The sequence below is a fragment of the Qipengyuania sp. SM2512 genome, assembly GCF_054954005.1.
Genome location: NZ_CM143134.1, coordinates 2078762 through 2098851, shown reverse-complemented (window position 1 = coordinate 2098851; position 20090 = coordinate 2078762). Strand labels below are relative to the sequence as shown.

The 20090-nt window shown below is 66.1% G+C and carries 20 protein-coding genes; 10 read left to right on the top strand and 10 right to left on the bottom strand.

The features are described from left to right. Window positions 1-144: 144 nt before the first annotated feature. Window positions 145-555 carry a BLUF domain-containing protein gene (locus ACQ5J0_RS10540; RefSeq protein WP_462567439.1) on the bottom strand — a complete coding sequence of 137 codons (411 nt, stop codon included), beginning with the start codon at window positions 553-555 and terminating at the stop codon, window positions 145-147. 959 nt (window positions 556-1514) lie between these two features. Between ACQ5J0_RS10540 and ACQ5J0_RS10535 the strand changes: the two genes are divergently transcribed. Beyond that, the gene (locus ACQ5J0_RS10535) at window positions 1515-2093 is read left to right on the top strand and encodes a hypothetical protein (protein ID WP_462567438.1); all 579 of its coding nucleotides are present in this window, start codon (window positions 1515-1517) and stop codon (window positions 2091-2093) included. 177 nt (window positions 2094-2270) lie between these two features. Here ACQ5J0_RS10535 and pgi read toward each other — a convergent pair whose 3' ends face one another. After that, the gene (gene pgi / locus ACQ5J0_RS10530; RefSeq protein WP_462567437.1) at window positions 2271-3854 is read right to left on the bottom strand and encodes a glucose-6-phosphate isomerase; all 1584 of its coding nucleotides are present in this window, start codon (window positions 3852-3854) and stop codon (window positions 2271-2273) included. Between the two features lie 49 nt (window positions 3855-3903). On the opposite strand from pgi, the gene lepB reads away from it, so the two are divergent. From lepB to era, 3 genes are all read left to right on the top strand, one after another. Further along, window positions 3904-4794, top strand: coding sequence for a signal peptidase I (lepB, locus tag ACQ5J0_RS10525; RefSeq protein ID WP_462567436.1), 891 nt, complete (start codon window positions 3904-3906; stop codon window positions 4792-4794). Then, complete coding sequence (gene rnc / locus ACQ5J0_RS10520; RefSeq protein WP_462567435.1) at window positions 4791-5471, top strand: ribonuclease III; 681 nt, start codon at window positions 4791-4793, stop codon at window positions 5469-5471. Before lepB ends, rnc begins: the two co-directional genes overlap by 4 nt. A 91-nt stretch (window positions 5472-5562) precedes the next feature. Continuing rightward, a complete protein-coding gene (gene era / locus ACQ5J0_RS10515; protein WP_462570097.1) occupies window positions 5563-6441 on the top strand; it encodes a GTPase Era in 879 nt (292 codons plus the stop codon). A 170-nt stretch (window positions 6442-6611) separates the two neighbouring features. Here the strand turns inward: era and ACQ5J0_RS10510 are convergent, their stop codons facing one another. The 6 genes from ACQ5J0_RS10510 to plsY form a co-directional block, all read right to left on the bottom strand. Next, entirely contained in the window at window positions 6612-6905 is a 294-nt protein-coding gene (locus ACQ5J0_RS10510) for an endonuclease domain-containing protein (protein ID WP_462567434.1), read from the bottom strand. Window positions 6906-7041: 136 nt separating this feature from the next. Beyond that, window positions 7042-7224: a hypothetical protein gene (locus ACQ5J0_RS10505; RefSeq protein ID WP_462567433.1), complete on the bottom strand. Its 183-nt coding sequence runs from the start codon at window positions 7222-7224 to the stop codon at window positions 7042-7044. Continuing rightward, window positions 7224-9812, bottom strand: a complete 2589-nt coding sequence (gene topA / locus ACQ5J0_RS10500) for a type I DNA topoisomerase (RefSeq protein WP_462567432.1) — start codon at window positions 9810-9812, stop codon at window positions 7224-7226. Before topA ends, ACQ5J0_RS10505 begins: the two co-directional genes overlap by 1 nt. 214 nt (window positions 9813-10026) lie before the next feature. Then, window positions 10027-10455, bottom strand: a complete 429-nt coding sequence (locus tag ACQ5J0_RS10495; RefSeq protein ID WP_462567431.1) for a PRC-barrel domain containing protein — start codon at window positions 10453-10455, stop codon at window positions 10027-10029. A gap of 86 nt (window positions 10456-10541) precedes the next feature. After that, on the bottom strand, window positions 10542-11651 hold the full coding sequence (dprA, locus tag ACQ5J0_RS10490) for a DNA-processing protein DprA (RefSeq protein ID WP_462567430.1): 1110 nt from the start codon (window positions 11649-11651) through the stop codon (window positions 10542-10544). A 96-nt stretch (window positions 11652-11747) separates the two neighbouring features. Continuing rightward, window positions 11748-12377 carry a glycerol-3-phosphate 1-O-acyltransferase PlsY gene (plsY, locus tag ACQ5J0_RS10485; protein WP_462567429.1) on the bottom strand — a complete coding sequence of 210 codons (630 nt, stop codon included), beginning with the start codon at window positions 12375-12377 and terminating at the stop codon, window positions 11748-11750. Between the two features lie 112 nt (window positions 12378-12489). Here plsY and murI point away from each other — a divergent pair, with 112 nt between their 5' ends. The 6 genes from murI to ACQ5J0_RS10455 all read left to right on the top strand — a co-directional run bounded on the left by murI (window position 12490) and on the right by ACQ5J0_RS10455 (window position 17287). Next, complete coding sequence (gene murI / locus ACQ5J0_RS10480; RefSeq protein ID WP_462567428.1) at window positions 12490-13293, top strand: glutamate racemase; 804 nt, start codon at window positions 12490-12492, stop codon at window positions 13291-13293. A 105-nt stretch (window positions 13294-13398) separates the two neighbouring features. Next, a complete protein-coding gene (gene hemA, locus ACQ5J0_RS10475) occupies window positions 13399-14619 on the top strand; it encodes a 5-aminolevulinate synthase (protein ID WP_462567427.1) in 1221 nt (406 codons plus the stop codon). A 77-nt stretch (window positions 14620-14696) separates the two neighbouring features. Continuing rightward, the gene (locus tag ACQ5J0_RS10470; RefSeq protein ID WP_462567426.1) at window positions 14697-15401 is read left to right on the top strand and encodes a nitroreductase; all 705 of its coding nucleotides are present in this window, start codon (window positions 14697-14699) and stop codon (window positions 15399-15401) included. 199 nt (window positions 15402-15600) lie between these two features. Beyond that, window positions 15601-16068: a hypothetical protein gene (locus tag ACQ5J0_RS10465; RefSeq protein WP_462567425.1), complete on the top strand. Its 468-nt coding sequence runs from the start codon at window positions 15601-15603 to the stop codon at window positions 16066-16068. A 64-nt stretch (window positions 16069-16132) separates the two neighbouring features. Further along, window positions 16133-16807 carry a YsnF/AvaK domain-containing protein gene (locus ACQ5J0_RS10460; protein ID WP_462567424.1) on the top strand — a complete coding sequence of 225 codons (675 nt, stop codon included), beginning with the start codon at window positions 16133-16135 and terminating at the stop codon, window positions 16805-16807. Window positions 16808-16888: 81 nt separating this feature from the next. Beyond that, the gene (locus ACQ5J0_RS10455; protein ID WP_462567423.1) at window positions 16889-17287 is read left to right on the top strand and encodes a DUF2382 domain-containing protein; all 399 of its coding nucleotides are present in this window, start codon (window positions 16889-16891) and stop codon (window positions 17285-17287) included. Between the two features lie 53 nt (window positions 17288-17340). Here the strand turns inward: ACQ5J0_RS10455 and ACQ5J0_RS10450 are convergent, their stop codons facing one another. Beyond that, window positions 17341-18543 carry a type III PLP-dependent enzyme gene (locus ACQ5J0_RS10450; RefSeq protein WP_462567422.1) on the bottom strand — a complete coding sequence of 401 codons (1203 nt, stop codon included), beginning with the start codon at window positions 18541-18543 and terminating at the stop codon, window positions 17341-17343. 166 nt (window positions 18544-18709) lie between these two features. Next, entirely contained in the window at window positions 18710-19951 is a 1242-nt protein-coding gene (locus ACQ5J0_RS10445; protein WP_462567421.1) for a carboxynorspermidine decarboxylase, read from the bottom strand. Window positions 19952-20090 lie beyond the last annotated feature (139 nt).

The window sequence follows — 20090 nt, the reverse complement described above, 5'->3', positions numbered from 1 at the left end:
GGAGAACCGAAGGGCTGCCGGGGATGGCTCTGTCTGGCCAACCGCTTCACGCGGGCGCGCACCTCGATGGAAAGCCATGTGGGGAAGTTGCGCGGGAAAGTCAATTTGTTTCGCGAATGGGGGCCGCAGGAGGCCGCATGAGGATCACGGACTGGATGCACCCGCGCGAGCCTTGTCCGCAATCCGGTGGAAGACCGCGCGCAATTCGTCGGGACCGGCCTTCTCGATCGCGCCCGCCGCGACTTCGGCTGGCGACCACGTCAGGGTCGGCAGTTCGTCGTCGAGCATCTCCCACTCCGGGAACATTCGCTCCTCGACCGTCTCGGACAGCGCCAGGCTGACCTCGGCATGGCGATCATCCTCGACGATACGCGCATAGAGGGCATCGATCGCGCCAGCGGGCCCTTCGATCAGCTGGAGATAGACGTCGTGCCTGCAGATCAGCGCGCCGGTTATGTCGTCGCGCCGGTTGTTGCGGCGGGCCTGGATCAATATGCCGGCAAGCGTCGAATTGTCGAACCCGAACGGCTGCGAACGGTAGATCAACTGCTTCATTGCATGCCTCCTGCGGGTACGCGCACGACAGAATACTGCATTTGCTCGGCTGTCGATAGCCATGGGGCACGTGCATCCCGCCCCACGGTGGTCATCCGGGCCTGATCCGGGGTCCCGCTGGCTTCCTCATGCCGCGTCAGACCTTTTCGCTCGTCGTCGCAGGCCGCCGCCGGCGTCGTGGCAATCCATGAGAGGCGCTTTCCACCCGAAGCCACGGCAGCGACGAGCCGCGGCCGCACCATGGATTGCTTCGTCGCTACGCTCCTCGCAATGACGAGGGTGGAACCCCTTGGCGGGCCGGATGCAAGATCGCCCGTCTGCGTCGCCCCGGACCCGACCCGGAGTCCAGCTTGTTCGTCGCTGCCGCGACGCAAGCCCGGATCGAAGCGCAGAGCCGCCCCGCAGCGGGACGACCGATCCGCTTCGCTTGCGTCACTTTGCACCAGAGGCAGCGGGGCCCCGGGTCAGGCCCGGGCGACGAGGGGGTGAGCTGCCCCATCGATTTTGGCGGTTCGCGACTCGGACGGCCCCGGCAAATCCGCTGGCCGCTTGCTGGGGCCCTGCGCCAAAAGGCTGCCTGGCAGCGAACGACCCAGTTACAGCGCTTCCCAAGTTTCGTCGCCCCGGGCTCGACCCGGGGTCACGCTGCCTTGCTGCCGAAAGGCTCAACACCGGCAGGTTCGCCTCCGGGGAAAAACCCCTGCCGCCGTCATTGCGAGCCGCCGCAGGCGGCGCGGCAATCCACGAACGACGGTTTCCTCTTTCCATGACAGTAGTGAGGACCCGCAAAGCCGCGCCATGGATTGCCGCGTCGCTGCGCTCCTCGCAATGACGAGAGGGAAGGCGGCGGCTTTCCTTCCGCCATCGCCAAAACCCGCCGTACCGTTTACGACCCCATTGCGGACGGTTTCTGAAATCGCTCTATTTGCTCGACGAATAATTCGCACCTAGGGGAGATAATGGCCGCGCTTACCAACCGGCTCAAGGCAGCGACAATGGGCTTCGGCATAACGGTTGCGCCGTTTGCCATCTTCGCAATTGCGCACCTAATTTTCATGCCGCAGATCGTCGCGGCTATGGAAGGACTCGACAGTAACGATCAAGCTCTGGTGGTCTCGTCCTGGCGAAGTGAATATTCCGCGATGCACAGCATAGTCGCGATAATATTCGCCGCTTACTGGGTCATAACGGCAGTGTTCGGAAGGGGGGATCTACTAACTTCCAGGGCTGCCAATAGCATCTTGGCCTTTTGTGTTGCCGTATACCTTACGATAACGGCATACTTCATATTCCTTCAGCGGCCCGACGGATTAGAGATCGTGTGCCCACTTCTCGGTATCTCTAACACGGACGGAAACCCCTTTGGCTTCGACGTCAAAACATCATGCGGCGCTTTCGTCTACGCGGCCAACCAAATCATATTGTTGGGGCTGGTGGGGTTGATCGTGCCCCTAATTATTAGCCTGATTGTCCGCATAGTTTCATCTCGCCGCGCATATCGGCTCCTTGATGACGCTCCTCCACCGTTTCTTGAATGACTGCTTCCCACCCAATGCCGGACGTTCGCGCTTGGTTGGCCACATATTGAAAGCCGACCTTCGGCTATAAGCGGGTTCAGTGTAAAAAAGGCCTAGCAGCAATCGACCCGAACCCCAGAAACTCAGCCAACCCACAAAGCAAGCTCAGTCACGGGCGATTAACCGGCCGGCTTGCCCTCACCCCAGCCCCGCCCGCTCCAGCAACCCTGCCGTGCTCGCGTCGAAGCTCCCGCCGCCCTTCTCGATCGCCTTTGCCATCTGCTTGCCCAGTTCGACCCCGAACTGGTCGAAGGGGTTGATCCCCATCAAGACCGCGCTGGCGAACACGCGGTGTTCGTGGAAGGCGATCAGCGCGCCCAGCGCGGCGGCGTCGAAATCGTCGGCGAGGATGGTGGCGCTGGGGCGGTCGCCGGGGAAGTGGCGCGCGGGGTCCTCGCCCTTGTCGCCCACCATCAGCGCCGCACCTTGCGCGAAGCAATTGGTCAGCAATATGCGGTGATGCGCGGGGTCGAGCGCATCGCCCGGCGCCACGCTGGCGATGAAATCGACCGGGATCAGATGCGTGCCCTGGTGGAGCAGCTGGAACACCGCGTGCTGCGCATCGGTGCCCACCCCGCCCCAAGTCACCGGCGCGGTCGGGCCGTCGACCGGCTGCATGCCGGCGGTGACTCGCTTGCCGTTGCTCTCCATCTCGAGCTGCTGGAGATAGTCGGGGAACAGCCCCAGCCGCTCGTCATAGGCGAAGACCGCGCGGGTCTGGCAGCCGCGAATGCGGGTGTAGTAGAGATCGGCGAAGGCGGCGCGCAGGACGAGGTTGGCGCTTCCCTCGGTGTCGCGGAAATGCTCGTCCATCGCCCTGGCGCCGGCGAGGAAGGCGCGGAAATCCTCCATCCCGGCGGCCATAGCGACCGGGAAGCCGATGCTCGACCATACCGAATAGCGCCCGCCGACGCTTTCGGGGAACGGCAGGATGCGGGTCTCGTCGACGCCCCATTCGACCGCCTTTTCCGGGCTGGCGGTGAGCGCCACCACGCGGCCGTAGGGATCGGCGACGCCGTTGTCGGACAGCCATTTGAGCGCGGAAGCCGCGTTGGTCATGGTCTCGATGGTGGTGAAAGTCTTGCTGGCGACCGCGATCAGCGTCCTGGCCGGATCGCAGGCGGCGAAGGCCGCTTCCAGCGCGACGCCGTCGATGTTGGAGACGACGTGGACGTCGCAATAGGACAGCTCGCGGCTGAGCGCATCGACGCCCAGCGCCGGGCCCAGCGCCGAGCCGCCGATGCCGATGTGGATCAGGTGGTCGATATCGCCCAGCGCGCCCTGATGGATCGCCTCGACCAGCAGCCCCATGCGATCGAGCAGCGCCTCGGCCTCCTCGACCTTGGCCGCGTCGCCGACGCCGCGCAGCGTCGCATGATCGGCGGCGCGGTTCTCGGTCGGGTTGACCACCTCGCCCGCGAACAGTTTCGCGCGCATGCCGGCGAAATCCATCGCCTCGGCCAGCTCCTCGAAAGAGGCGATCACCGCGCGGTCGAGATGGGTCTTGGACCAGTCGAAGAAAATCCCGCCGGCATCGAGGATCGCGTTCTCGCCCTCGGCGCCGCTGCCAAGCTCGATCCGGCCCGAGAGCATGGCGACGCGGTCCGCATCGCCGGGTTCGTCGGTGCCCTCACCGCCATCGCGGGTGGCGCTGAACAATTCGCGCAAGGTGGGGCGCGGCAGGGCTTCGAGACGGGTCCACAGATCGGCGGGCGAAGTCATGCGCAAAAGTCCTTTAATGGCCAGCCCTGCGCGCCTAGGGAATCGCTCCATGAATGGCAAACCCCCTATCGCTGCGAGCACCGCGCCGCAAAGGCCGCAGGACGGGCGCACCGGATCCGGAACCGCAGCGGCCCCCGAGACCGGCACCGGCACCGGCACCGAGGAGCGCGAGGACTGGTGGAGCTTCACCAAATTCGTGCTCAAGGTGGTGCTCGCGGTGCTGGTGTTCCGCACCTTCCTGTTCGCGCCCTTCACCATTCCCAGCGAGAGCATGCTGCCCGCGCTGTGGAAGGGCGATTATCTGGTCGCGGCCAAATGGCCCTATGGCTATTCCAACCTCTCGATGCCCTTCCAGGTGCCGCTGCTTCCCGGCAGGATCCTCGCGGACCTGCCAGAGCGCGGCGATGTCGCGATCTTCAAGCATCCGATCGACGGCACCGACTATATCAAGCGGGTGATCGCCCTGCCCGGCGACACCATCGAGATGCGCGGCGGGCGCGTGACGATCAACGGTCGGCCGGTCGAGCAGGAGCTGGTGCGCGAGTTCGACCTGCCGCTGTCCGCCAACACCCAATGCGTGCGCGGCGGGTTCGAGGTCGAGACGGAGCGCGGGACCGCCTGCCGCTACCGCATGGCGCGCGAGACGCTGCCCTCGGGCCGCGCCTACACCGTGCTGGATTTCGGGGTGACCCCGCAGGACGATTTCGGCCCGGTGGTCGTGCCGCGCGAGCACCTGTTCGTGATGGGCGACAATCGCGACAATTCGCAGGACAGCCGCTTCGAGGCCGCGCCGCAGGGCGGCGTGGGGCTGGTCCCGACCGAGCTTCTGGTGGGCCGCGCAAGCAGGGTGCTGTGGTCGACCGATGGCAGCGCCGAATGGCTCAAGCCCTGGACCTGGTTCAGCGCCACCCGCTGGGACCGGATCGGGGAAAGCCTGTGAGCGGGGGCGGGACCCTGGCGCCCGAGGCGCGCGACTGGCTCGAGGCGACCGGCTTCACCGTCGGCGACGAGGCGCTGTGGCACGCCGCGCTGACGCATGGCAGCCTGGGCGAGGCGAAGGATTACGAGCGGCTCGAATTCCTCGGCGACCGGGTGCTCGGACTGGCGGTGGCCGACTGGCTCTACCGCCAGAGCGAGGCGCCCGAGGGGCGATTGTCGCAGCGGCTCAACGCGCTGGTCAGCCGCGAGATGTGCGCCGAAACCGCGCGCGGGCTGGGCCTCGCCGAGCATATCCGGATCTCCAAACAGGCCAGCGCCGACGGCGGGCGCGACAGCGACAACATCCTGGGCGATGTGATGGAATCGCTGCTCGGCGCGCAATTCATCGAGAACGGCTTCGCTTCGGCGCGCGATCTGGTGCATGAGCTGTGGCGTCCGGCGCTCGAAAGCGGTGCGGGCCAGCGCAAGCACCCCAAGAGCGCGCTGCAGGAATGGGCCGCGGGCAACCAGCGCCGCCCGCCGCAATATGAGGTCACCGACCGCAGCGGCCCCGACCACGCCGCGCAGTTCACCGTCAAGGTGAGCGTGTTCAAGGTCGGCGAGGCCGAAGCCACCGCGGGCAGCAAGTCCGAGGCCGAGCGCGAGGCCGCCAGAGAGTTCATGGAGAAATACGGATGAGTACCGCGTCGTGACCAACGAGACCGAAGCAAGCCAGGCCGAGCCCGCCGAAACCGGCCCCGCCCTCCCCACCCGCTGCGGCGTGGTCGCAGTGCTCGGCGCGCCCAATGCGGGCAAGTCGACGCTGGTCAACCAGCTGGTCGGGCAGAAGGTCGCGATCACATCCGCCAAGGCGCAGACCACCCGCGCGCGGATGCTCGGGATCGCGCTGCACGAGAGCGACGGCTTCGCGACGCAGATGGTCCTGGTCGACACGCCGGGCATCTTCGCGCCCAAGCGGCGGCTCGACCGCGCGATGGTCAGCGCCGCCTGGGAAGGCGCCGAGGCCGCCGATGCGGTGCTGCTGATGGTCGATCCGCTCAAGCAGCGCCGTCACGAGTTGCTGCCGATGCTCGAGCAATTGAAGCACCGGCCCGAGCGCAAGTTCCTGGTGCTCAACAAGGTCGACCGGGCGAAGAAGGAACCGCTGCTGGCGCTGGCGCAGGAGCTGGGCGAGCTGGGCGATTTCGCCGAGATCTACTTCATCTCCGCGCTCACCGGCGACGGGGTCGCCGAGCTCAAGGATGTCCTCGCCGCGCTGATGCCGCAGGGCGAGTGGATGTATCCCGAGGACCAGGTCAGCGACGCCAGCGAGCGGCTGCTCGCCACCGAGATCACCCGCGAACAGCTCTACAAGCAGCTCCACGAGGAACTGCCCTACGACAGCGCAGTGCGCCCCGAGAAATACATCCAGCGCAAGGACGGCAGCCTCGAGATCCACCAGCAGATCGTGGTCGCGCGCGACAACCAGCGCATGATCGTGCTGGGCAAGGGCGGCAGCATGATCAAATCGATCGGCGCCGCCGCGCGGCAGGAGCTGAGCGAGCTGCTGGGCCAGAAGGTGCATTTGTTCCTGCACGTCAAGGCGACCGAGAACTGGGCCGAGGACAAGGAGATTTACGAGGAAATGGGGCTGGATTGGGTGGGGTGAGCGGGGACGCGCATCTGCCCCTCCGTCAGCCGCCTTCGGCGTCTGCCACCTCCCCACTTGTCCTGCGGAAAAGCGGGGAGGAACTGACTTGTCAGATCCCTGTGATCCTCCCCGTTTTCGCGAAGCGCAAATGGGGAGGTGGCAGCCGCGTTAGCGGCTGACGGAGGGGCTCAGCGCCGGCAGCGGCGGATGAGCGCTTCGGCTGTATCGATGGGCGATCTCAGCACATCGGTTGCCGGTATCCGGACGATCTCGATCCCCCGCCCGCCCAGCCAATCATCGCGCGCCGCGTCGCGTTCGGGGCGGTTGCCCATGCTGTGCGCGATACCGTCGATCTCCACGCAGAGCTTTGCGGCTGCGCAGTAGAAATCGAGCACATAGGGGCCGAGCGGGTGCTGGCGGCGGAACTTGGCCTCGGTGTTTTGCCGCAGTTGGCGCCACAGGAGCACTTCGGGGAGCGACATGCTTGCCCGGAGGGAGCGTGCTCGGGCGACGTTTCGCTCTTGCTTGCTGCGTGGCATTTTGCCCCTCCGTCAGCCGCCCTTGGCGGCTGCCACCTCCCCGTTTGCGCTGCGCGAAAACGGGGAGGATCCCTGCCGCCTAACGCTTCTTCAATATCTCGATCCCGTTCTTCTTGGCGAAGTCCCTGGTCGATTCCTCGCTCCGGCCGAGCGATTTGGCGATTTCGCGCAGGCCCTTGCCCTTGGCGGCGAGCGTGCGCAGCATGCCGGCCTCGTCGGCGCGCCAGGGTTGCTTGTGGCGTTCGAAATGTTCCTTCGCCATTACTCAGCCGCCTTCTTTGCCGGTGCTTTCTTAGCAACAACTTTCTTGGCGGGAGCCTTCTTGGCGGCCGGTTTCTTCTTCGGCGCTGCCTTCTTCGCCGGGGCCTTGCGCTTCTTCTTGACCGGCCCCTTGGCGACCCGCGCGTCGATCAGCGCGATCGCTTCGGCGTCGGTCAGATCCTCGGGCTTGGCGTCCTTGGGGATGGTCGCATTGGTGGTGCCGTCGGTGACATAGGGGCCGTAGCGGCCCGGCATCACCTTCATCTCGGCGCCGCTGACCGGGTGGACGCCGAGCGTCTTGATCGGTTCGGCCTTGCCGCGGGTGCCGCCCTTGCGGTTGGCCGCCTCGGCCAGCAGCGAGACCGCGGCGTTCATGCCCGTGTCGAAGACGTCGCGCGTGCTGGTCAGCTTGGCGTATTTGCCATCGTGGCGCAGATAGGGGCCGTAGCGTCCGATCGCCGCCTCGATCTCCTTGCCGCTCTCGGGATGGGTGCCGACGATCCGCGGCAGCGCCAGTAGTTTCAAGGCCCATTCGAGATCGAAATCGTCGAGGTCCTTGGGGATGCTGGCGCGTTTCGCCTCCTTGCCCTCGCCGAGCTGGATATAGGGGCCGAAGCGCCCGGTCTTGCGCTCGACCGGGAGGCCGGTGGCGGGATCCTCGCCCATCACCGCATCCTCGGCGGCCTCCTCGCCATCGGCGCCCGGCTGGGCGAAGCGGCGGGTGAACTTGCACTCGGGGTAATTGGCGCAGGCGACGAAGGCGCCGTAGCGCCCGCCGCGCAGCGCGAGCCGGCCGCCCTCGCGGCCTTCCTTGTCGCACAGCGGGCAGAAGCGCGGCTCCTTGCCGTCGGCGCGTTCGGGGAAGAGATAGTCCGAGAGATATTCGTCGAGCACCTCGGTGACTTCCGAAGGCTTCTTCTCCATCACCTCCTCGGTCTTGGGCTTGAAGTCCTTCCAGAACGCTTCGAGCAAGGTCTTCCACGCCTCGTTCCCGGCGGACACCTCGTCGAGATCGTCCTCCATTCCGGCGGTGAAATCATAGGCCACGTAGTTGGGGAAGAAGCGTTCGAGGAACGCCGTCAGCAGGCGCCCGCTTTCCTCGGCGAAGAAGCGGTTCTTCTCCATCCGGACATATTCGCGGTCGCGCAGCGTCTGGATCGTGCTGGCGTAGGTGGACGGGCGGCCGATGCCCAGTTCCTCGAGCCGCTTCACCAGCGAGGCTTCGGAGAAGCGCGGCGGCGGCTGGGTGAAATGCTGGTTCGCCTCGACCGCGGTCTTGGCGGGCGCATCGCCCTTGCGCAGCACCGGGAGCAAGCCCTCGTCCTCGTCCTCCGCCTTGTCGTCGAAGCCTTCCTGATAGACCGCGAAATAGCCCGGAAACTTGACCACCTGGCCGGTGGCGCGCAGCTCGTGCCGGCCGGTCGCATCGCGCAAGGTCACGGTGGTGCGTTCTAGCTGCGCGGTCGCCATCTGGCTGGCCATGGCTCGCTTGAAGATCAGGTCGTAAAGCTTGGCTTCGTCCCCGCTGCCCGCTCGATCCTTGCGGAAATCGGTCGGGCGGATCGCTTCGTGCGCTTCCTGCGCGTTCTTGGCCTTGGTGCTGTAGAAGCGCGGTTTTTCGGGGCGATAATCGTCGCTGAACCGCTCCACGATGGCGTCGCGCGCGGCCATGATGGCGCTCATGTCCATCTGCACGCCGTCGGTCCGCATGTAGGTGATCGCGCCTGCTTCGTAGAGCGATTGCGCCAGCCGCATGGTGTGGCTGGCGGAATAGCCCAGCTTGCGCGAGGCCTCCTGCTGCAGCGTCGAGGTCGTGAAGGGCGGCGCGGGGTTGCGCTTGAGCGGCTTGGTCTCGACGTCCTCCACCGTGAAGCGCCCGTCCTCGACCGCCTGCTTCGCCGCCGCGGCACTCGCTTCGTCGCCCAGCGTCAGCTTTTCCAGCTTCTTGCCGTCGAACTTCACCAGCCGCGCGTCGAACGCGGTGCCGTCGTGCTGGAGCTTGGCCAGCACGCTCCAGTATTCGTCCGCGCGGAAGACCTCGATCTCGCGCTCGCGTTCGCAGATCAGGCGCAGCGCGACCGACTGCACCCGGCCCGCGCTCTTGGCGCCGGGCAGCCGCCGCCACAGCACCGGGCTGAGCGTGAAACCATAGAGATAATCGAGTGCGCGGCGCGCCAGATAGGCGTCGATGAGCGGCTGATCGAGTTCGCGCGGGGCCTTCATCGCCTCGGTGACCGCGGTCTTGGTGATCGCGTTGAAGGTCACCCGGTCGACCTTGGCGGGCAGCGCCTTGCGCTTGGCCAGCAGCTCGCGGACATGCCAGGAAATCGCCTCGCCCTCGCGGTCGGGGTCGGTCGCGAGCACGAGCCGCGTCGCCTTCTTGGCCGCGTCGCTGATCTCCTTGAAGCGGCTCTGCTTGTCGCGATAGAGCTCCCAGTCCATCGCGAAATCCTCGTCCGGGCGGACGCTGCCATCCTTGGGCGGCAGGTCGCGGACATGGCCGTAGGATGCCAGGACCTTGAAGTCCTTGCCGAGGTATTTCTCGATGGTTTTCGCCTTGGCGGGCGATTCGACGATGACGAGTTGCATGAGTGTCTGGAACGTCCCTTACGTGTGCGTATGCGTATACGCGCGAAAATGGGGGCGGTTTTGGAGAGGCGTCAAGCGCGATATGCTTGGCGCATCGGATGTTCGCCCCGCAATCGCAACTGCAATCGAACCGGGCGGAGACGCGACGACCGGGCCGACCCCGTGGATCGACCCGGTCAATCGAGCCTGTTCGCTTGCCGGAAAAATGTCCGGATTAGGGGGCGAGCACCACGTCGGGCAGCGCAGCGAGGTCCTGCATGGTCATGCCGGTCTGCAGATCGGCATCGTCCCCGGCGCCGCGGACCGTCAGCCCATCGATCGGGATGACGACATAGCGATCGGGGTTGCTGTCCTCGATCTCGATCAGCAGCTCGGTCACCGCGCCGGAGGCGTCGCGGCTCACCCGTTCGACATCGCCCAGCTCGGTGCCGTCGGCGGTCACCAGCTCGGCATCGAGCAATTGCGCTTCGGTGAGACCGAGCGCGGCCTCGGCGGTGCCGGCGGCAATAGCGCTTTGTTCGGCCTGATCCTCGATCCGGTCGAGCTGGGCTTCGGTCGTCTGCGTCTCGTCGGTCGTGTCCGAGCCGCAGGCGGCGAGCGAGGCGAGCGCGAACGGGAGGATGGCGAATTTTGCGAATGTCATGGAATGGGGCCCTCTTTGCTGTTTTGTACTCGGTCAATCGGTGCCGGACGCAGATGTTCCGGGCTCGCGGGTGGTGTGGTCGTGGATCAGGCGAGGCTGACGCGCCCCGCCGCGTGCCTCTCCAGCCGTCCGGCGATCTCCAGTTCAAGCAGCGCCAGCTGCACCGCGGCGGCGCTGGTCCCCGACTGGCGGATCAGCTCGTCGACCGCGACGGGCGCGGTGGTGAGCAGCGCGGCGATGTCCGCGGGCTCTGCCTCCGCCAGCTCTTCCGGTGCAGAATCGAACTGGCCCATCGGTTCGCGGAAGGTCGAGCGCGGGATGCCGTCGAAGCCGGAGAGCAGCTCGATCACCTCCTCGGGCGATTGCACCAGCACCGCGCCTTCGCGGATCAGATGGTTGCCGCCGTGGCTGCGCGGGTCGAGCGGGCTGCCGGGGATCGCCATCACCTCGCGCCCCGCCTCTCCCGCCAGCCGTGCGGTGATCAGGCTGCCCGAGCGCACCGCCGCCTCGACCACCAGCGTGCCCGCCGCGAGACCGGCGATGATGCGATTGCGGCTGGGGAAATGGCTGCCGCGCGGCTCGGTGCCCGGCGGCTGTTCGGCGAGCAGCAGGCCTTCGCTCGCGATCCGCTCCTGCAGCGCGGCGTGCTGCGGCGGATAGGCGATATCGATCCCGCTGGCGATCACGCCAACGGTCCGGGGGCCCGCTGAACTGTTGAGGGCACCCTCGTGCGCCGCGCCGTCGATCCCGCGCGCCAGCCCCGAGACCACGGTAAACCCCGCCTCCGCCAGCGCGGCGGCGAAATCGCGCGCCAGCTTTACCGCCGCGGCGCTGGCGTTGCGCGCGCCGACCATCGCGACGCAGGGCTGAGAGGCCAGCGCCAGATCGCCGCGCCAGGTCAGGATCGGCGGCGCGCTGTCGAGCTGGCCCAGCAGCGCAGGATAGCCGGGCTGGTCGTGGAACAGGTATTTCGCGCCCGCGCTTCGGACCGCATCGATCTCGCGCTCGATGGTCTCGGACGGGGCGGCGCGGTAGGCGCGTCCGCCGCGGCTGCCGAGTTCGGGGAGCGCCGCCAGGGCCTGGGCCGCGCTGCCGAAGCGCATCAGCAGCTGGGCATAGCTGACCGGGCCGATATTGGGCGAGCGCAGCAGGCGGATGCGGGCGAAGGCTTCGGCCTGATCGAGCGCCTCGGCCACCTCGTCATCCCAGCGAAAGCTGGGATCTCCCGCAGGTCGAGCGCCGGGAGGAAGGCGATCCCAGCTTTCGCTGGGATGACGGATGGATTGCGGGTTTCACCCCTTGCTGCCCACCCGAGGCTCGGTCCCCGCCGCCAGCCGCTTGAGATTGGCGCGGTGGAGCCAGATCACCAGCAGCGCGATCAGCGCCAGGACCGGAACGAAGGCGGGGTAGCCCAGCAGCGCCGCCGCCAGCGCCGCGGCGACCACCGCGCACATGCCAGCGAGCGAGCTGATCCGCGAGACCGCCAGCACTCCCAGCCACACCAGCGCGTAGGCCAGCCCGATCGGCCAGGCGATACCAAGGCTGACCCCGGCGTTGGTGGCGACGCCCTTGCCGCCCTTGAAGCCCAGCCAGACCGGGAAGCAGTGCCCCACCACCGCAGACAGCGCCGCGGCCGGAACGGGGCCCCAGGCGGCCTGCGGCATCGCCTCGGGCTGATCGAACAGCCGCCAGGCGAGGAACACCGGCAGGAAGCCCTTGGCCAGGTCGAGCAGCAGCACCGCCGCCGCCAGCCCCTTGCTCCCGGTGCGCAGCACATTGGTCGCGCCGATATTGCCGCTGCCGATCTGGCGGATGTCGCCCTTGCCCGCGAGCTTGGCGAGGATCAGCCCGAAGGGGATCGAGCCCAGCCCATAGCCGAGCAGCGCGGCCCACAGCGTGGAGATCGTGAACTCGGTACCCATATCTGCGCGAATCCCCACAATTGGTGCGGACCGAGCCTGTCCAAGCCCCGCCCTTTGCCCTAGCGCGTCTACCGGAAGCAGCGCCCCTTCGACAAGCTCAGGACGAACGCAATTGGACAAACCCGAGCCGCATACCCCCATCCTGGTGTTCGATTCCGGCGTCGGCGGGCTGACGGTGCTGGCGCAATTGCGCCGCCTGTTGCCGCAGGCGCCGGTAATCTACGCCGCCGACATGGCCGGGCTGCCCTATGGCGCCAAGAGCGAGGCCGAGGTCGCCGCGCGGGTCGCCGGCCTGCTCGGGCGGATGGCCGAGCGCTACCAGCCGCGGCTGATCTGCCTCGCCTGCAACACCGCTAGCACGATCGCATTGGGCATGGTGCGCGAGGTGCTCGAGACCCCGATCGTCGGCACCGTCCCCGCGATCAAGCCCGCCGCCGCGCTCACCAAAAGCGGCACCTTCGGCCTGCTCGGCACCGAGGCGACCATGCGCCAGGCCTATGTCGACGAGCTCGAACACGACTTCGCCAAGGGCAAGACGCTGCTGCGGCACGGCGCCAACGGGCTGGTGGCGCTGGCCGAGGCCAAGCTGCGCGGCGAAGCCGTATCGATCGATGCGGTGGCGCGCGAGGCCAAGGGGCTGGTGCTCCAGCAGGGCGGCGAGGCGATCGACACGGTGGTGCTTGCCTGCACCCATTTCCCGCTGCTCGAGGAGGAATTGCGCGCCGCCTTCGGCGAGGACGTCACCCTGCTCGACGGTGCGGAAGGCATCGCTCGGCGGATCGTCGCGCTGACGCAGGGCCAGAGCTTCGAGCGCAGCCGCTCCGATTTCGCGGTCACCACCGGCGAGTTGGAGGATTTCAGGAAACTGGCGCCGGCCTTCGCGGCGCAGAAGATGACCCGGCTCGAACGCTTCTGACCCCTTGCGAGTCATTCGCAAAGATCGCTGTGGCAAATCGTCTGCTTTCTCCCTAAATCGGCGCTCCAGATGGCCGCCGCGGGCGGCGCGACCAAGCGGTGACGCGTGAACTACGGACAGGTATTCGACCAGGCGATCGACCGGCTCCATTCCGAGGGCCGCTACCGCGTGTTCATCGACATCATGCGCAACAAGGGGGCCTACCCCAACGCGCGCTGCTTTCACGGTCACAACGGCCCCAAGCCGATCACCGTGTGGTGCTCCAACGACTATCTCGCCATGGGCCAGCACCCCAAGGTGATCGAGGCGATGGAATCCGCGCTGCACGATGTCGGCGCCGGTTCGGGCGGCACCCGCAACATCGGCGGCAACACCCATTTCCACATCGAGCTCGAGCGCGAGCTCGCCGATCTGCACGACAAGGAAGGCGCGCTGCTGTTCACCAGCGGCTATGTCTCCAACGACGCGACGCTGTCGACGCTGGCCAAGCTGCTGCCGGGCTGCGTGATCTTTTCCGACGAATTGAACCACGCCAGCATGATCGCCGGCATCCGCAATTCGGGCTGCGAGAAGCGGGTGTTCCGTCACAATGATCTGGCGCATCTCGAGGAGCTGCTCGCCGCCGAGGACGAGGCGACTCCCAAGCTGATCGCCTTCGAGAGCGTCTATTCGATGGATGGCGACGTGGCCCCGGTCCACGCGATCTGCGATCTCGCCGACAAGTACAACGCGCTGACCTATATCGACGAGGTTCACGCTGTCGGCATGTACGGCGCGCGCGGCGGCGGCATCACCGAGCGCGACGAGGCCGTCCACCGCATCGACATCGTCGAGGGGACGCTGGGCAAGGCCTTCGGCGTGATGGGCGGCTATATCGCGGCCGACAACCGGATCATCGACTGCATCCGCTCCTATGCACCCGGCTTCATCTTCACCACCTCGCTCAGCCCGGTGCTGGTCGCGGGCGTGCTGGCGGCGGTCAAGCATCTCAAGGGCTCGAGCGAGGAGCGCGACGCGCAGCAGGCCAATGCCGCGATGCTCAAGGCCATCCTTGGCGAACGCGGGCTGCCCGTGCTGCCCTCGACCACGCATATCGTCCCGCTGATGGTCGGCGATCCGGTGCGCGCCAAGAAGATCAGCGACATCCTGCTCGCCGAATACGGCGTCTATGTGCAGCCGATCAACTTCCCCACCGTGCCGCGCGGGACCGAGCGACTGCGCTTCACCCCCGGCCCGGCGCATACGGTCGAGATGATGCACGATCTGGGCGATGCGCTGGTCGAGATCTGGTCGCGGCTGGACATGGACCTCGCCGAGGCCGCCTAGCCCGCGCTGCCTGACCCGCAAGGGATTTGCGCAAAGCCGCCGCTGCGCTACCACGCCTGCACAACGCAGGAGATAGCATGAGCGGGACGCCCGAACAGACCTATGCCGAAATCGTCCGCGGTCGCCGCTCGACGCGCGGCTACCTCGACAAGCCGGTTCCGCGCGAACTGATCGAGGAAGTTCTCGCGCTCGCCACGCGCTCGCCCTCCTCGATGAACACGCAGCCGTGGCATTTGCACGTCATCACCGGCGAGCCGCTCGACCGTATCCGCAAGGGCAACACCGAGCGCATTCTCGCGGGCGAGCCCGACAGCCGCGAGTTCCGCCGCGGACAGCCCTTCGCCGGGGTCCACCGTGATCGCCAGATCGGCGTGGCCAAACAGCTGTTCGGCGCGATGGGCATCGAACGCGACGACAAGGATGCGCGCCAGGACTGGGTGCTGCGCGGCTTCCGCCAGTTCGATGCTCCCGTCTGCGTGATCGTGGCCTACGACCGCGAGCTTTCCGAAAGCGACGACACCGCCTTCGATTGCGGCGCGCTGACCACCTGCCTCGTCAACGCCGCATGGTCGCGCGGCCTGGGCTGCGTGATCAACTCGCAAGGCATCATGCAAAGCCCGGTGGTGCGCGAACACGCGGGCATCCCCGACGATCAGGTGATCCTGAAGGCGGTGGCGATGGGATGGCCCGACGAGGAGTTCCCGGCCAACGCGGTGGTGAGCACCCGCAAGCCGCTGGAGGAAGCGGCGCGGTTCGTGGGGTTCGGCGATCGCCCAGACTGAGCGGAAAACGCGGGAATTTCGCGTCCCGCGGTACCAGCATCATTGAACCGCCTGCTGCTTCCAATGAATAACAATTGTTAATTTAACTAACACTGGCCTTCATCGGTTCGGTTTATTTCGAGATTATCTCTCTCTCTCGGAACAGCATCGCCCGCGCTCCGTTTCATTGACCATACACACAGTCAAGAAGGGAGACATTATGGCCGAAATTCCAATCGAGAAAAAATCGGGATCCAAGTGGCTTTGGATCCTTCTGGCGTTACTTGCACTGGCTCTAATTGCCTGGTGGATTCTGGACGATGACGGCGACGATGTCGTCGAATACACAGACCAGGCCGTAGTTACCGACACCGTACCGGCAGCGACCGGCATGCTTGTTGTCGGTGAAAGCGTCGATATGGACGGGGTGGAAGTAACCTCGCTTGCCGGCGACATGGCGTTCTACATAGAGATGAACGGACAGCAGGTTCCGGTGTTCTTCGATCAGGTGCCCACCCCGGGCGACGCGACCGAAGGCGAATACGACATCAACCCCGGTTCGATTCTCAACATCGAGGGTGAAGTCCGCTCCGCTACGGATACGCTTCCGGCAAACGCCGACCCGTCGATCCTCGGGCAATCGCAAAACTACATTTTCGCAGAGTCGATCGAGATGGTCGGTAGCTGATACCCTCGGCAGTTCCCTGCCGTAGCACCTCGACGATTTGCACATTCCATTAAGGAGAATTATTATGCGCCACGACAAACGATACGAAAAGCTGGATGCTCTCGGCGACTGGAAGCTCGAGCATAGCTCGCAGGACATCCGCGGCATGCCGCTGGTCAGCCCCGAAGGCCATCAGTTCGGCATCATCGACGACCTGCTGGTCGATCGCGACAACGAGCGGGTGATGGCGGTCCGGCTCGAGGACGGCCGGGTCACGCCGGTCGAGCCGCTCGACATTCACGACAATTGCGTCGTCTATGGCGAAGAAGCGGTCGCCCATGCCCAGCGCGGCGTCGCCGAGGGCCATGTGGTCGACGAGGAAGTCGTACCGGTGGTCGAGGAGCGGGTAGCCGTGGGCAAGCGCATGGCCGACCGCGGCCGGGTCATCAACGTCCATACCGACGTCGTAACCGACAAGGTCAGCGAAGACGTCCACCTGCGCAAGGAAAACGTCTCGGTCGAGAAGCGTCCGGTCGACGATCGCCGCGTATCCACCAAGGATGCCAACGCGATGCTCGATGGCAAGTCGGTCACCATGACCGAGCGCAACGAGGAGGCCGTGGTCGCCAAGGACGCCGTCGTTACCGACGAAGTCGTGGTCAAGAAGACCGCCGGCGACAAGGTCGAGCATATCGACGAAACCGTCCGCAAGACCAAGGTCGATGTCGATACCGACAACGACGCCCGCCGCCGCACGTAATACCGCGCGATAGGCAAGGAAACGGGCCGGTAGCGGATACGCCGCTCCCGGCCCGTTTCCGTTCAGGATGGAGCCCCAGAGATGACAAGAACCGACAAGACCGACCCTGCTCGCGGACCCGTGGTGGAAGAAGCCACCATCCCGGTCGTCGAGGAGCGGGTCCGACTCGACAAGACCGTCGAACAGGGTCGCACCGTGACCGTCCGGACGCACCCGGTGACCGAGACCGAGACGCTCACCCAGCCGCTGGCGCACGAACGCGTGACTGTCGAACGCGTGCCCATCGGTCAGGTGGTGAGCGAAATACCGCCGGTGCGCGAGGACGGCGATCTGACCGTGATCCCGGTGGTCGAGGAGCGTGCGCGCGTGGTGGTGGAACAGGTGCTGGTCGAGGAGATCCACCTGCGCCGCACGCGCGAGGAGACCGTCGAGGCTTTCGAGGTCGAGCGCCGGCGTACCGAGGTCGAGATCGACGAATAACCGACTACGAATGATCGAAGCGAGGCGGGGCCGGTCCCCGCCTCACTCAGAATTCAGCGCAGGCTCACCACATTGTCGCTGACCTTGCGCGCACGGCTGCCGTCATAGAGGCTGGCCATCGGCTGGTCCTCCACGATCAGGCTCTGGGTCGGGCCGAAGCCGTTGAAATCGGTCTTCATCGCCGCGCCATAGGCGCCCAGCATCCCGATCTCGATATAGTCGCCCGCCTGGATATCCTCGGGCAGTGCGAAGGGGCCGGGCATGTAGTCGGCATCGTCGCAGGTCGGCCCGTAAAACGCGAATTCCATGTCCGGCTTGATGAGGTCGTCCTCAAGCGCGCGGACCGGAAACTTCCAGTCGACATGCGCGGCATCGAACAGCGCGCCATAGGAGCCGTCGTTGATGTAGAGCTCCTCGCCGCGGCGCTTCTCGACCTTGACCACCAGCGACGAATATTCCGCGCACAGCGCGCGGCCGGGCTCGCACCACAGCTCGGCGTTGTAGGCGATCGGCAGCGCGTAGAAATGCTGGTGGATGATGTTGAAATAATCTTCGAGCGGCGGCGGCTCCAAGCCGGGATAGACGCTGGGGAAGCCTCCGCCGACATCGATCATGTCGATCACCACCGATGCCTCGGCGATCGCCGCGCGGGTGCGGTCGAGCGCCTGGACATAAGCGAACGGGCTCATCGCCTGGCTGCCGACGTGGAAACACACGCCGAGCCAGTCCGCATGCTGGCGCGCCTGCTGGAGCAGCAGCGGCCCCTCGGTGAGGTCGCAGCCGAACTTGCTGGCAAGGCTGAGCTCGGAAAATTCGGAGGACACGCGGAGCCGGACGCACAGCCGCAGGTCGGTGGCGGGCTCGCCCGCATCATCGGTGCAGGCGGCGACGATCTTCTCGAGTTCCTCGACGCTGTCGAGGCTGAAGGTCCTGACGCCGTGGACCCGGTAGGCCTCGCGGATGGCGCTGGGCGCCTTGATCGGGTGCATGAAGCACAGCACCGCCTCGGGCAGGATGCCGCGCACCAGCCGGACCTCGGCGATCGAGGCGACGTCGTAATGCGTCACCCCGGCGTTCCACAGCACGCGCAGCAGCTCGGGCGAAGGATTGGCCTTCACCGCATAGAGCGACTTGCCGGGAAACTTCTCGACGAAGAAGCGCGCCGCACGCGTGGCAGCGTGCGGACGGTTGAGAATGACGGGTTCGTCGGGCGCGAGAGCGCGTACTACGGACCGGGCGTCAGGATAGGTGTGCAATTCAAGGGACCCCCAAAACGATTGTTCGTGACAAGGGCTGCCTAGCGGTCGTCAGTCCCGCCCTTGTTGAAGGGGCTCCGGCAGCGGGAGTGCGCATTTAGGGCCTGGCGCTGCAAAAGCAAGGAGATTCCCGCCCCCGGACCCGGTTTCTCCGCGTGGCCGCGCGTCAGGAAAGCCGGTTGCGGAAATCCTCGTAGCCGAAGCTTTTCACCAGTTCGAGCGCATCGCTGTCGCTGTCCCACAGCCAGATCGAGGGCAGCGGGACGCCGTTGAAGGTGTTGGTCTTGACCATCGAATAATGCGCCTGGTCGAGGAAGGCAATTCGCTGGCCGGGTTCGGCGGGGACCGGGAGGCGGTAGTCGCCGATCACGTCGCCCGCGAGGCACGAGGGACCGCCGAGCCTTATGAGCCCCTGCTCCCCCGCGAAGGCAGGGGCCTCGGGCGGCGAAGCACCGAACTGCCCGAGGTCCCCGCCTTCGCGGGGACTCGTGCCCTCCCCCAGCATCGCCGGGCGATAGGGCGCCTCGATCACATCGGGCATGTGGCAGGTGGCGGAAATATCGGTGATCGCGAAGGGCACCTCGTTGACCCCGGTGTCGAGGATTGTGCCGACCAGAATCCCGGCATCGAGCGCCACCGCCTCGCCCGGCTCGAGATAGATTTCGGCGCCGGTGTCCTCCTTGGCGTCGCGCAGGAACTCCACCAGCTCCTCGCGCTGGTAATCGGCGCGGGTGATGTGGTGGCCGCCGCCCATATTGATCCATTTGAGCTGGCCGAAATAAGGCTCGATCGCATCGAAGACCCGGTCCCAGGTCTGCGCCAGCGGCGCGAAATCCTGTTCGCACAGATTGTGGAAATGGATCCCCTCGACGCCTTCCATATGCTCCTCGGTGAGCTGGTCGAGCGGGAAGCCCAATCGCGAGCCGGGGCTGGAGGGATCGTAGCGCGGCACCTCGCCGGTGGGGACCTGCGCGTTGATCCTGAGGCCGACATCGAAATCGCCCCCGGTCGCCCGCGCCTGGTCCATGATCAGCGCGGCGCGGCGCATCTGCGCGGGCGAATTGAAGATCAGGTGATCGGACAGTCGGCAGATCTCCTCGAGATCCTCGGGCTTGTAGGCGGCGCAGTAGGTGGCGATCTCGCCATCGTAGAACTCGCCCGCGAGCCGGGCCTCCCACAGGCCCGAGGCGCAGACCCCGTCGAGATATTCGCCGATCAGCGGCGCGACCGACCACATCGAGAACGCCTTGAGCGCCGAGAGCACCTTGATGTCGGCGGCGTCGCGGATATCCGCGAGCAGCTGGCAATTGGCGCGCAGCTTCGCGGCATCGACCACGAAGGCGGGGCTGTCGACGCGCGAGAGGTCGAACTGCGCAAAGGCACCCGGATCGCCGGCTTTGGTTTCCATTTTTAGTCCGTCCTCAATTTAGCCTGCTCGTCATTGCGCGGCGCCCCGAACCTGTTCGGGGCGCCGCGGCAATCCAGTTTGCGACGGTGCGCATGGAAGCTATGCCGGGCCGTGGATTGCTTCGCTTCGCTCGCAATGA